The organism is Nostoc sp. CMAA1605 (assembly GCF_021596505.1).
Classification (GTDB): Bacteria; Cyanobacteriota; Cyanobacteriia; order Cyanobacteriales; family Nostocaceae; genus Trichormus.
Genome location: NZ_PJIZ01000010.1, coordinates 46,260 through 58,801, shown reverse-complemented (window position 1 = coordinate 58,801; position 12,542 = coordinate 46,260). Strand labels below are relative to the sequence as shown.

Annotated in this window: 13 protein-coding genes; 7 read left to right on the top strand and 6 right to left on the bottom strand. The window is 40.4% G+C overall.

The genetic code is table 11. From position 1 onward, the window contains the following. Positions 1 to 22 precede the first annotated feature (22 nt). On the top strand, positions 23 to 265 hold the full coding sequence (locus CV014_RS05820) for a hypothetical protein (RefSeq protein ID WP_236141161.1): 243 nt from the start codon (positions 23 to 25) through the stop codon (positions 263 to 265). Here CV014_RS05820 and CV014_RS05815 read toward each other — a convergent pair. Then, positions 255 to 824, bottom strand: a complete 570-nt coding sequence (locus tag CV014_RS05815; RefSeq protein ID WP_236141160.1) for a hypothetical protein — start codon at positions 822 to 824, stop codon at positions 255 to 257. The genes CV014_RS05820 and CV014_RS05815 overlap by 11 nt on opposite strands. A 113-nt stretch (positions 825 to 937) precedes the next feature. After that, a complete protein-coding gene (locus CV014_RS05810; protein ID WP_236141159.1) occupies positions 938 to 2,557 on the bottom strand; it encodes a tetratricopeptide repeat protein in 1,620 nt (539 codons plus the stop codon). Between the two features lie 720 nt (positions 2,558 to 3,277). Here CV014_RS05810 and CV014_RS05805 point away from each other — a divergent pair. Then, positions 3,278 to 3,877, top strand: a complete 600-nt coding sequence (locus tag CV014_RS05805) for a tRNA-(ms[2]io[6]A)-hydroxylase (protein ID WP_236141158.1) — start codon at positions 3,278 to 3,280, stop codon at positions 3,875 to 3,877. 18 nt (positions 3,878 to 3,895) lie between these two features. Further along, positions 3,896 to 4,303 (top strand): VOC family protein, encoded by a 408-nt coding sequence (locus CV014_RS05800; protein ID WP_236141157.1) that lies wholly within the window; start codon positions 3,896 to 3,898, stop codon positions 4,301 to 4,303. Between the two features lie 189 nt (positions 4,304 to 4,492). Here the strand turns inward: CV014_RS05800 and CV014_RS05795 are convergent, their stop codons facing one another. Both CV014_RS05795 and CV014_RS05790 read right to left on the bottom strand, forming a co-directional pair. After that, positions 4,493 to 4,786, bottom strand: coding sequence for a HigA family addiction module antitoxin (locus CV014_RS05795; RefSeq protein WP_236141156.1), 294 nt, complete (start codon positions 4,784 to 4,786; stop codon positions 4,493 to 4,495). An 11-nt stretch (positions 4,787 to 4,797) separates the two neighbouring features. Then, on the bottom strand, positions 4,798 to 5,097 hold the full coding sequence (locus CV014_RS05790; RefSeq protein WP_103138304.1) for a type II toxin-antitoxin system RelE/ParE family toxin: 300 nt from the start codon (positions 5,095 to 5,097) through the stop codon (positions 4,798 to 4,800). Between the two features lie 370 nt (positions 5,098 to 5,467). Between CV014_RS05790 and CV014_RS05785 the strand changes: the two genes are divergently transcribed. The 3 genes from CV014_RS05785 (at position 5,468) to CV014_RS05775 (ending at position 7,181) form a co-directional block, all read left to right on the top strand. Beyond that, a complete protein-coding gene (locus CV014_RS05785) occupies positions 5,468 to 5,956 on the top strand; it encodes a GNAT family N-acetyltransferase (RefSeq protein WP_236141155.1) in 489 nt (162 codons plus the stop codon). A gap of 22 nt (positions 5,957 to 5,978) precedes the next feature. Beyond that, entirely contained in the window at positions 5,979 to 6,650 is a 672-nt protein-coding gene (locus CV014_RS05780; RefSeq protein WP_236141154.1) for a ComF family protein, read from the top strand. 69 nt (positions 6,651 to 6,719) lie between these two features. Further along, on the top strand, positions 6,720 to 7,181 hold the full coding sequence (locus tag CV014_RS05775; RefSeq protein ID WP_236141153.1) for a PPC domain-containing protein: 462 nt from the start codon (positions 6,720 to 6,722) through the stop codon (positions 7,179 to 7,181). Positions 7,182 to 7,487: 306 nt separating this feature from the next. Here the strand turns inward: CV014_RS05775 and cobS are convergent, their stop codons facing one another. Both cobS and CV014_RS05765 read right to left on the bottom strand, forming a co-directional pair. After that, entirely contained in the window at positions 7,488 to 8,261 is a 774-nt protein-coding gene (cobS, locus tag CV014_RS05770) for an adenosylcobinamide-GDP ribazoletransferase (RefSeq protein ID WP_236141152.1), read from the bottom strand. Between the two features lie 198 nt (positions 8,262 to 8,459). Then, positions 8,460 to 9,587, bottom strand: a complete 1,128-nt coding sequence (locus CV014_RS05765; protein WP_236141151.1) for an ATP-binding protein — start codon at positions 9,585 to 9,587, stop codon at positions 8,460 to 8,462. Between the two features lie 125 nt (positions 9,588 to 9,712). Between CV014_RS05765 and CV014_RS05760 the strand changes: the two genes are divergently transcribed. Further along, the gene (locus tag CV014_RS05760; protein ID WP_236141150.1) at positions 9,713 to 12,463 is read left to right on the top strand and encodes a cation-translocating P-type ATPase; all 2,751 of its coding nucleotides are present in this window, start codon (positions 9,713 to 9,715) and stop codon (positions 12,461 to 12,463) included. The last annotated feature ends 79 nt before the right edge of the window (positions 12,464 to 12,542 follow it).

Below are 12,542 nucleotides of genomic sequence, written 5' to 3'. Positions count from 1 at the left end.
TTGCGAATATGGGTAAATATTTTTGATACTGGGGACTGGGGACTGGGGACTGGGGACTGGGGACTGGGGATTGGGGATTGGGGATTGGGGACACTTCGACAAGCTCAGTGCTTCGCTGGGGATTGGGGATTGGGGACAAGGTAGAATTTATTTCTCCATGAACACTCATCACTCAGCACCGGCTAAACGCCGCGCTACCGCTAACAGCACTCACTACTCACCACTCAGCACTCATAACTCAGCACTCCCTCAACTCATGGACTAATAGCAGAGTTAGCCATTTCAATTAAAGATTCACGCTTACCGGCTTTTAACCCTAGACTGTACTGTACGCCTTGTTGCCGCCAAGTTAGGGTAGCGTCTGAGCAGTTAGCACCACAACGAGAATCGACAAAGTAACCAGTGATTCTTTTAGCTAAAACGACGCGTTTACCAGTGAGGCGTGGTGTTTTGCGCGTCACGGCTTCAGCCGATACTACACCTAAACGACAAGCTGTCCCACCATTGCAGTCAGGGGTGAATCCCAAGAGAATGTCATATTTTTTGGGTGTGGATGTTTCGAGAATGGCGTAAATTGGGTTTGTGCCGTCAGCTTCAGGAATATATTTAGGTAATAAAATTTTAATGCGGCTATTTTGCTTTAATTTAGGCAAAATTGCTTGAAAAACTGGATTCGTCTGAGAATTAGCTGATTTAATGTGCTGCTTTGCTAATGTTTGTCTTTGATTGTTGGTGTTAGCTATAGCTGATTGATGGATGCTGCTAGCACTGAGTAATAATAGGACAGCACAAACTTGAGTGAGTTTTTTTAAACTTAAAATCATGTTGTAAACTCTGATTTCAGGCGATTACTAAATTTGTATTTCCCATTTTTCAATCACAATTACGCATAGGTCGGAAAAATACTGTTGGAAGTATGTAACTGAGTACACAATATTTAAAAATTTAACACATCTATAGATGCTATGATTTCTATTTCTAATATTCTATCTTTTGCATCTTTAAGGGCTGCTAAATTTCCTTCTTGATGATAAATATTTGCTGCTTTTTGAAAGTCTGTGATTGCTGCTTGCAGATTTTTCATATCAGTGTAAACATTGCCACGATTGTAGTAGGCATCGGCATAATTAGGATTAATTTGGATAGCTTGAGTGTAATCTACGATCGCCCCTTCTTCATCACCTAGATCACAGCGCAAATTGCCCCGATTATAATACACATCAGCTAGATGGGGATTAATCTGTAGGGCTTGGGTATAATCTGCGATCGCACCTTGATAATCACCAATTTCAGCCCGCACGTTACCCCGATTTTTATAAGCATTGGCATCCTGTGATTTAATCGGAATTATTTGATTAAATCCCGGCTGGTATTTGACAAGATAACGGGCAATATCAGGATTTTTGGAGATATCTGCATACTGGGGATTAATTTTAATTGCTTGAGTATAATCTTCAATTGCGCCTTGATTATCTCCTAAAAAGGAACGGGCTTCGGCACGGTTTTTATAGGTGATAGCGACATGAGGATTGATGAGAATCGCTTGGGTATAATCATTAATTGCTGCCTCATAATTACCTATTTGTGATAGTGCTGAACCGCGTCTATAGTAGGCTTTAGCATCATTTGTATTGAGGTTGATGACTTGAGAATAATCTGCGATCGCTCTTTCATAATCTCCGAGTTGATGATAAGCAATACCACGTTGATAGTATATTTCTGTGTTGCCTGAATCTAATTTCAATGCCTGACTATAATAATCGATAGACTCTGTATATTCCCCTTTAGCTAAACATTCATCGCCTAATTTTTTGCAATCTATATTCAAATCTTGATTGTTGTAAATAAAGGCGTTGTTATTTTCAGCTTTTCTAGCGATGATTGGTTGCTGTATCTCTGCTTTAATTTGCTGTTTCTCTAGTATATAGGTTTGAGTAATCGGATGACGATTGTTGTGAGATTGTAAATATTCTAAATAGGCATACAATCCACCCGCATACAATAATTGCTCAATCCCAAAAGAGATACTACCCGTCTTTAACTTAATCATTCTGGTGGGGAGAAACCCAGCTAAAAATAGGTGATATTCTGATTGAGCCTCATGCACAGCTTCTTGAATTAAAATGCAAACTACCACTGCATTTTTTTCTACTTCTTCTGAACTAACTGACCATCTTACTCGCTCAATGCTACCGTGGCGAGATTTGACTTCAACGCCAATTGATGGATCAGATGTCAGGGTAAAATCTATTTTACCATCTCCGCCAAATCGCTTTTCATAGTCTACTTCTGTAATCAAATCAGCTAGACGTTCTTTAACGACTTCCTCACCTAATTTCCCTTTGAGGTAGCTAATGAAAACATCCCGCACTGGCGAAACTCGTTTATATTTTTCTGCCATTTGCCAGCAAAAATTCCGCAAGGCTTTTAATCGTTCACCGGAAATGACTGTTAACTCACTGTATTGACCTTCGGTTTCGCAATGCAGTAAACAACCAGATGATAACCTTTTGATAAAATCAGACTGTAGCGATCGCAGTAGTGTAATCCAGTCCATGTAAAGTTCTGCGAATTTTTTGCTGAAGTTATTTTAATAATATATGCAATTAAAGTAAACCTAGTTTACAAGTAATTCTTGTTTAGCTCACTTAACGCAACTGGTATTTTCTCAATTTATGGGTTTTTACCTATTTCATAGAAGATAGAAATCTATAAAATTCTTCATATTAATTCTTGTCCCAACAAAACCAAAAGCAAAATGTGTGTCTTGATACAATAAGTTCATGATAACTGTTATATGCTTTCAAAGCCCTTTACTTTTACCCTAATGGCGGAGATACCGCTAAGATAGCACCAGAATGTCAGAGAATTTAGTCTCTATTAGTACGATTGGATCTGAGTCAACAGTAGCAATTGTGGCATGAGGTCAGCGTTTTCTTACATTCTGGTGATTTACTTAATTTAGACGGAAGCTAGAAGGCAATAATTTAATCTAGCTGAGTATAATATCTATTTTTACAGGTACTTGTAGCTGCTTATCAATTGCTGATAAATACTAAGGTGAGCTGGGCTAGAATTTTTTTATTGACGGCTAGCCATGAATATTGCAGTGAGTGTGGGTATAATTGATGTCAAGTAACTAACACCTCATGTCTGCAATGCTTTGAATTATATTACGAACAGCGATCACCTAACCTTTTTAATCACAGATAACGCAAAATATCATTACTCACATTAAAATCAATATCAAACTAAAGTTATTAAGTTTTATCTCCCTGTGTCTATTTCTGCATTAAAAACTATCAATGCCCTCAAGCAACCTACTAGTGATGCTTGGATAAAACAAGCGATCGCTAATTTAGACATCATCTTGCTTGATCATTCTCACTGTGAACGTAAAGCGGCTGGTGTGGCATTAAACTTTATGTTTCGCTACCCTTCTAATACTAAAATGGTGAGAGAATTAACTGCGATCGCCCGTGAAGAACTCGAACATTTTGAATTAGTCAATCAGTGGCTAGAAAAAAGAAATATCCCTCTAGCACCCTTACCACCGCCTCCCTACGGTGCAGGTTTAAAAGCTGTTGTCCGCCCTCAAGAACCAGAACGGTTTTTAGACTCCCTACTGGTAACGGGGTTAATTGAAGCCCGTAGCCATGAACGGTTAGGACTATTAGCCGTACACTGTCCTGATTTAGAATTAGCTAAATTTTATAGAAGTTTAATGGCATCTGAAGCAAGACACTTTGGTACTTATTGGGTTTTAGCAGACACTTACTTTGACCGAGAGATTGTCAATCAACGGCTAGATGAATTATCAGTAATTGAAAGCGATTTGCTAGCAAATTTACATCCAGAACCGAGAATTCATAGTTAATAGAACCACACATTATTTATGTTTCTACAATTAACACATATCAGGCTACTAGTTTCCAATTACAAAGACTGCTTTCTTTTTTATCGGGATGTCTTGGGGTTTGTCATAGATTGGGGTGATGAAAATAGCGGTTACGCCGAGTTACACACAGGCGACTATATTAAACTGGCTTTGTTTAGAAAAGAATTAATGGCGGAAGCTATTCCCAGTGCTTATCAGCCGTCAGCAATGGATTGTCAAAACAAAATGGCTTTGGTGTTTGCTGTAGATAATGTTGATGAGTTGTATTATCATCTCAAAGAAAATAATGCCATTATCGTGACTCAGCCAATGGATCGTCCAGAATGGGGTTTAAGAACAGCCCATTTTCGTGACCCTGATGGCAACTTAATTGAAATTTTCAGCAATGTGAGTAGCTTGAATTAGGATACTACTAAATCTTATTTGATATCTATGCTCAAAGTGATGGAGGCAATTTCAATATTGAGTTGCAACAGCAACAGTTATTGCTTTTTTATATTGAGAACTCTTGCCATCACTTGAGTAAAGTTTCACTCAAATTAGGCATTAGCTTCAATTTGATTTAATCCTCGTGTCAAATAAAAGTTTGATAAATTAGGATACTAAGACGCGAGGACAGATAGTTTCTTGAATTTCCTTGCCAACTTTTTGTTCAGCTAACCGCAATTCATAGTTTTTCTGGAGATTGAGCCAAAATTCTCCGCCAGTGCCAAAATATTGTCCTAATCGCAACGCTGTATCGGCCGTTATTCCTCGTCTCCCATTAATAATTTCAGTGATTCTGTTTTTAGGAACATGAAGAACACGCGCTAAATCACTTGCACTCATATTTAGTTCAGCAATTTCATCAGCAAGAATTTCGCCAGGGTGAATTGGTGGACGTGCCATTTAACTTTCCTTTAGTGATAATCTGTAATTTCTATATTGAAGGGCTTCAGAAAATCATCAGGCCAATTAAAACAAATTCTCCATTGTTCATTGATTCTGATACTATACTGACCTTTTCTATCACCTCCTAACGACTCAAAACGATTACTTGGTAATTGCATCAAAGCTTCTTTATTTGGGGCTGCTTCTAAAATATCCAGTCTTTTTTGTGCTTGTCTTTCAAAAGATTGAAACTCTTTAACCCTTTCTCCTAATGCAAATCTCTCTGTTCTTTTATCCTTGTATTTAGGGTATTCATCTGAGGAAGACATACATACTTAGTCATAAGAAGGCAGTGCCTGTTATGAGTTACGTTACCCGTAATTATAAGATATAATATTAGCATAAAAGACTTATCTGATCGCATTTAAGTCAGTCGGTGAGCATAAATCAAACTAGTAGTGAGTGCTTCAGCCCTTTTCTTAGGACTAAAGTCCTGACTACAAGCATTGAATTATTTACACAGTTATACTTACCTCCAACTCCATCCCAAAACCTTGGCTTGCTGACTATTAAGCATAGGTAAAATTCATGCTTTGAGGCTTTACCTGAGTTAGAATCAGCTAGAGAAGCTATATGCTGGGTAAAATTCGGGAATAAATCCAGAAGACTTTTCTGTACACACCTGACCCACACACAGTAATGCACAGCTACTATAAAGATTTCTTAATTCGTAACTGGCAAAAAAGCGATCGCACTAAAGCCGCCGCTATCATCAGTTACGTGTTATCAGAATACGGGCTGGGTTGGGAACCCAAAGGAGCTGACCGTGATGTACTGGAAGTAGAAGAATGCTACTTAAGTACAGGAGGCGAATTTTGGGTAATTGAACACCAAAGCCAAATAGTTGGTACGGGGGCATATCATCCCACCCATCGCGGAGAAAATGCCGTAGAAATTAGAAAAATGTATCTTTTACCAAGTGTAAGGGGTTTAGGATTAGGGAAATATTTGTTACAACAGTTAGAAGCAGCGATCGCTGCCCGTGGTTTTAAGCAAATTTGGATTGAAACCGCCAGTGTGTTGGTCGAAGCAGTCAAATTATATGAGAACCACGGTTATCAGCCAGCTACGGGTTTAGAAACTGCACGCTGCGATCGCGTGTATGTGAAATATTTGAATGGGGAATAGGGAATGGGGAAGGTATTAAATTATGCTCAAAGGGTTTCTAGATTTATTTTTGCAGTCTAACTGCCCTTTGTGCCAGCGTTCTACATCTGGTGTAGTTTGCGAAAACTGCACTAGGCAATTACAAAAATGTCATCACCCCCAACCCCAAGCTTTGTGGAAACCGCCAATACCTGTTTTGAGTTGGGGAATATATGGTGGGCTTGTCAAACGAGCGATCGCGGTGATGAAATATGAGAATCAGCCCCAAATCGCTCGACCTTTAGGACAATGGTTAGGAGAAACTTGGTTATTACATTCCCTTCATCAAGAGAAACAAATCGTAGTCATCCCCATTCCCATGCACGCCAACAAACAAAAACAACGGGGTTATAACCAAGCGGCGTTAATTGCTCAAAGCTTTTGTCAAACCACTGGCTTAAAATTAAAGCTCAATGGTTTGACCAGAATCCGTGAAACACAGGCGCAGTTTGGCTTATCAGTATCTGAGCGAGAGCAAAACTTGGCTGAAGCTTTTGTGATTGAGCCAGATTTGCTCAAACGCCACAAAAACGCCTCAGTGTTGCTAATAGATGACATTTATACTACCGGTGCAACTGCTAAATCTGCTGTCACCACCCTGCGTCAAGCGGGAATTGTCGTCTTAGGATTAGCCGCCGTGGCTACTCCCCTCAAAGACAAAAGCAGCAAAAATTAATGGTCAATTTATCTGTGAAAAATCTATAATTAACCAAATTGCCCTGTGATTTTGGGAACATTGCCTATTATGCTCAGTAAATTTATTATTAATAATTTCCGTAGAATTATCCTATTGCCCACAACATTATTTGTAATTGGTATCACGACAACCACAACTTTTGCTCAAAACAGTAAGTTGTACAGTCCAATTATGTTGACTGATTTTAAAGAAATCAGTGACACCCTCTCCGAAAAAGATATCCCCACAGGTCAAGGTGGGTTTGCTCGTGATTATGCTGTTAAATTGAATAAGGGTGATAACTTAGCCGTTGATTTAAGTTCCGAAAGTTTTGATAGCATCATTACATTATTAGCACCCGACGGTTCAACATTAGCCGAAAATGACGATGGCCCCGACGGTACTAGCAATTCTCTACTGTTTACCCGCATCAACGAAACAGGGACTTTTATTATTCGTGTCCGTTCTTTTGGCGAAACTGGAGTAGGGCCTTTTAAATTAAAGGTGACGAAATTACAGCCAATGAAGTAGGGTGCTGAGTAGTGAGTGGTGAGTGCTGAGTAGTGAGTGCTGAGTGCTGAGTGCTGAGTATTTATCGGAGAAAGCTAAGTTCAAAACCGGACTTGCATCCCGCTACGCTAAAACCCTTGGTGGGCGAAAAAATCCTTGTTTCCCTTGGCGTAGCCTCTCGTAGAGAAGGTAGGTAAAAACCCCAACGCCAGTTCTCTCAAGTCGGGAAACCCGCCCACGCCACTCCCCCTTGTGGGTGGCTGAATAAATTGCGAATTGCGTTAGCGGAAGCGGGGCGTTTAGCCCATTGCGAATTGCGAATTGGTTTTATAGGGTGGTGAGTACGCATAGAAATAACGCTTCTGTCCACTCTACGACTGCGCCGTAGGTGTCGCCTGTGTGTCCACCTAATTTGCGATTGAACCAAGCACCTGTGCAAGCAGCGATCGCACTCCCAGCTATCACTATTGTTAGGGGTAAAATTATCCTGTTGCCATCTAGCAAGTAAAACAAGCTACTCACAGCCAACATTAACAACCACCCAGGAAATAAATCTTGGTAGGAACTGATGGCTTGTTTGTGAAATGCACCTTTACCTGTGGGTTTTAGGTAAGGATAACAGCAAATTGCTAGCTGTTGTCCCCAACGTCCCCAGCCACAAGCAGCCATCAATATCAGCCAACGGTTATCTGTGATATCAGTTAAAGCAGTGGTTTTTAATAATATTAAGGCGATCGCTACCATTGCCCCAAATGCACCTGTAGCACTGTCCGCCATCACTTCCAGTCTACGTTCTGGATTCCCCACAGCCAAACCATCAGCCGTATCCATCGCCCCATCTAAATGTAGTCCCCCAGTGATACCCATCCACACAGCAACTATCAAAGCACTACGAGTTAACATCGGTACACCCAGATAACTCATCCCCACATCCAAACAGCCCAGAATTCCCCCAATTATTAATCCCACCACCGGAGCAAAACGGGATACATCCTGAAATTCTAAGCCATTGATATAAGGCAAAGGAATACTAGTATAAAAAATCATACTTGCCACGAATTTCAAGAAGATTTTTTTCCCCCATTTCAATAGCTTAAACATATTGATAATTCATATGACTAATGACTAATACACCTCTTGCATAAATCTTTTTTTTGCCTCACGCAAAGGCGCATTCGGCGAAGCCGTTCCCGAAGGGTAGACGCAAAGAAAGACGCTAGAATCATGACTAATGACTATTGACTAATGACTATTGACTAATGACTATTGACTAATGACTATTGACTAATGACTATTGACTCACCTCAATCTCTGCCGCAACCACAAAGCCAATAAAGGCATTGCTAACTTATAACCTTGTTCTGCACCATAAATTAAACCCTTATGTTGCAACCCCGTTAACGCTCCCTGTAGACTACCACCTCTAGATAAACCATGTTTTTGAATATAGTCTTTACTTTGGGGTTTCTCAGTCGGGTTTAAAGCTAAACTTTCTAAAAGATGCACTTGATTTGCTGGTAATATCATCAATAAAGATTCATAAGTCATTGATAAATCTTTTAATAATTCCGCGATGGCTTTTTCCACATCTTGCTCAGTAATTAAACCCTGAGAAGAACGGAGAATTTGTAACCGACGAATTAGTACCATTGCATCACCGATATGTCCCTGTACAGCTTCTAGAAAAATTTGCAGGGCTTGGGAACGGGAGTCAAAAGTTAATCCTTCTTTATGCAATATTTCTCTTGCCCACATTGCCAAAATATCATTAGCTAAGGGGGGCAATTGTATAGTTTCTAAGGGATGATTATTCTCATCTAAATAGTTACTTTTCTCGGCAATAGTGGCGATTAAAACATAGCTAACTTCACTATCTTGATTAATTTTCTGCCGAAATGTCATTTCCCATAAATTATGACGATCCCAAGAGCGAATATGAGGAAAGCTATGTAAAATTAGCACTACTCGCTGCTGTAAATCTACAGCTATAATTTGTGGTAGTTGCAGTAACAATTCAAACGTTTGCCATAATTGCTTTTGATTGAGATTCCGTAACACTTTGAGCTTCTTCTCATGATGGAAAGTCAAAAACTCTTGAGCATTCTTTTCTACCCAAGCCTGAATTTTTTTTGCTTCCCAACTCTGGTTAATTGCTTCTGCTAATAGCTGTAAAAATCGTTCTCCATCAGTAGCACGGATACAATCTATCTCCAGTACGATCGCTCCTACTTCCTGCGCTCCTCCTCTAACTAGTGTACGTCTACCACTACCAGGAACTCCGGTAATTAACAAATCGCCATCCTGGGCTAAAACTTCTACAATGCGCTGAAACTCGATTGAGCGTCCAATTAACTGCAACGGGGTAGACAAATCCACACTCACAACTTTTTCGCCTTTGTCCTCATTCCTGACTGTATTGGCAAGCATACTCGATTTTGAAGCATTGAGATTAATTATAGTAATTATTTATTTTTTATAGTGCAGCTTGCTTGTTTACACTAATTTTTAGTGCTAACTTATGTGAAACACGTATTTATGGAAATTTAATAATTATGGTTCAAGCTGTATCTACCCTTGCGACACCAGAAGAGAGACAGCCGACAATTTGGCATTCCTTGGATATTGAGGAAGCGATCGCCCGTTTGCAAACTAACGCCGAGGCGGGTTTAAATAGTCATACAGTCGAAAATCTATTAACTCAGGTGGGAGCAAACGAACTCACCGCCAAAAAAACCAAACCTTGGTGGTTAAAGTTTTTATTGCAATTCAACCAACCACTACTAATTATTTTGTTATGTGCTGGTTTAGTCAAAGCTGTCACAGGTAGCTTTGTTAACGCCGGAGTAATTTGGGGTGTAACAACTACCAACGCCATTATCGGATTTATTCAAGAGTCAAAAGCCGAAAGTGCCATCTCTGCGTTAGCTAAAGCCATTACCACCGAAGCTACAGTCTTACGGGATGGGCAGAAAGTCCGTGTACCCTCACGGGAATTAGTCCCAGGGGATGTGGTGTTATTAACCTCCGGCGACAAAGTACCCGCAGATTTACGCTTAATTCAAACTCGTAACTTGCAAATTGATGAATCGGCTCTCACAGGTGAATCTGTAGCTGTTGAAAAAGATACACGAATTCTTCAACTAGATACACCTCTAGCGGAACGGAAAAATATGGCCTATGCGGGAGGTTTTGTCACCTTCGGACAAGGTACTGGGATAGTCGTTGCTACAGGTAACAGTACAGAAACAGGGCGAATATCTCAGTTAATGGAGCAGCATACTGATATTTCTACACCATTAACTCGTAAATTTAATAAATTTAGCCAAAATTGGCTATATATGGTGTTGGGACTAGCTACTCTTTGCTTCGTCGTCGGGTTGAGTTTTAGAGGCTTTAACGAAGCTCTAGAAGCCGCAGTTGCTTTAACAGTTAGTGCGATTCCCGAAGGTCTACCCGCAGTAGTAACTGTAACTCTTGCCATAGGTGTTTCCCGCATGGCGCGCCGCAACGCCATCATTCGTAAATTACCAGCCGTCGAGACATTGGGTAGTGCGACTGTCGTCTGTTCCGATAAAACGGGGACATTGACAGAAAATCAAATGACAGTCCAGTCTATCTATGCAGGGGGACATCAATATACAGTCACAGGCGTAGGTTATGCACCCGATGGGGAAGTTTTAATTGATGAACAACCAGTAGATTTAAACAGCGACAAAGGTTTACAAGATTGTCTGATAGCGGGATTACTCTGTAATGATTCCCATCTAGAAAGGAAAAATGGTAGATGGGTAGTGATGGGAGATCCCACGGAAGGGGCTTTAATTGCGTCAGCGAATAAAGCTGGTTTCAGCCAGTCTACCTTAACCCAGAAAATGCCTAGACTAGATGGCATTCCCTTTGAGTCAGATTATCAATACATGGCTACGTTACATGAGACACCCAGAGGTAAAACTATCTATGTGAAGGGTTCTGTAGAAGCTATTTTGCAACGCTGTCAGCTGATTCTTAACACCGAAGGACAACCCCACCCCTTAGATTGTGTAGACACATTATCACGCGCCAAAATTGAGAGGGAAGTGAATATTATGGCGCGTCAAGGCTTGCGAGTCTTGGCTTTAGCGAAAAAACCTGTAGTATATGGGCAGAATACAGTCGATCATCCAGATATTGCTGAAGGGTTAATCTTTATAGGCTTACAAGGGATGATTGATCCTCCCCGTGAAAGTGCGATTAAAGCCGTGCAAGCCTGTCAAACAGCCGGAATTCAGGTAAAGATGATTACAGGAGATCACGCTGTCACAGCACAGGCGATCGCGCGGAGAATGGGAATTAACAAAAATGGCTCAGTTTTGGCTTTCACAGGCGCAGAACTCGCCCAAATGGATAAAACCGAACTCACCCAAGTTGCAGAGGAAGGTGTAGTTTTCGCCCGTGTAGCACCAGAGCAAAAACTGCGTCTAGTTGAAGCCTTACAATCTAAAGGCGAAGTCGTCGCCATGACAGGGGATGGTGTCAACGATGCACCGGCTTTAAAACAAGCAGACATCGGTATTGCAATGGGTGGCGCAGGTACAGAAGTAGCCAAAGAAGCTTCTGATATGCTACTCACCGATGATAATTTTGCCTCCATTGAAGCGGCGGTGGAAGAAGGAAGAGCCGTTTATAAAAATCTCATCAAAGCCATTTGCTTTATTTTGCCTGTGAATGGTGGGGAATCAATGACGATTTTAATTAGTACATTATTAGCCAGAGATTTACCGATTTTATCTCTACAAGTCCTCTGGTTAAATATGTTGAACTCCATCACGATGACAGTACCTCTGGCGTTTGAACCCAAAGGACAAAATGTGATGCAACAACCACCCCGTCATCCCAATGAACCTTTATTATCAGGTAGCCGCATACAGCGAATTTTAGCAATTTCACTCTTTAACTGGATTGTCATATTTGGCGTGTTTGAATATATTCGTCAAACTACAGGCAATCTAGATTTAGCTAGAACAATGGCTATTAACTCTCTGATTGCTGGACGAATATTTTATCTGTTGAGTATTAGTCAATTAATTCCCAATCTGATAGCGAAGATGGAAGGAAGACTAAAAGAAAATGTTGATATTCCAGCAATTGGCTTTGGGATTGTTGGAGCGATTTTATTACAGATTGTCTTTGCTCATGTGCCTATTATTAATGAAGTGTTTGAAACAGCACCTTTGAATTTACAACAGTGGTTGTTCTGTTTAGGAGTTGGTTCACCGATGATTTTGTGGGCAACAGTTGTGAATCGTTTAGATCCACCAAACTAATGATGATCAATTTCATAACAAGCTGAAAAGAGATAGGTTGAATTAACCTATCTCTTTTTTATTAAAGCTATTTTGTGCT